The organism is Xanthomonas sp. SHU 166 (assembly GCF_000364685.1).
Classification (GTDB): domain Bacteria; phylum Pseudomonadota; class Gammaproteobacteria; order Xanthomonadales; family Xanthomonadaceae; genus Xanthomonas_A; species Xanthomonas_A sontii.
In genome coordinates this window covers 1-448 of the sequence record NZ_AQOJ01000441.1, presented here as the reverse complement: position 1 = coordinate 448, position 448 = coordinate 1, and the positions used below count along the sequence as shown (strand labels likewise).

Below are 448 nucleotides of genomic sequence, written 5' to 3'. Positions count from 1 at the left end.
CCGGCCGCCGCTACCTGGGCAACTATGCCGACGGCGTGGCCCAATACCGCGCGCTGCTCAACGGCGGCGTCGCCGAGGCCGGCACCCTGCACCTGAGCGTGGGCGTGGCGCTGACCGCCGACCAGGTCGCCGCGCTGACCCACGACATCGTGTGGATGGTGGAACAGGAATACCAGGGCCAGAAGGTGCTGGTGCCGGTGGTGTACCTGTCGTCGAAGACCGCGCTGACCCTGCGCAGCGACGGCGCGCTGCTAGCCAGCGACAACGGCGACGTCTCGCTCAACGCCACGGCCGGCCTGAGCAACACCGGCACCATCGGCGGCGCCAACGTCAGCGCCAACGTCGGCAACCTGCTCAACCAGGGCCGGATCGTGTCCAGTGGCACCGTGGCGCTGCAGGCCAATCAGGGCCTGCTCAACCTCGGCGGCCAGATCGCCGGCCGCGACGT

At 70.5% G+C, this 448-nt stretch carries 1 protein-coding gene; it reads left to right on the top strand.

The window, feature by feature from the left end:
* Window positions 1-448, top strand: a 448-nt coding sequence (locus tag D180_RS11960) for a hypothetical protein (protein WP_017912979.1), incomplete at both ends; no start/stop codon positions are given.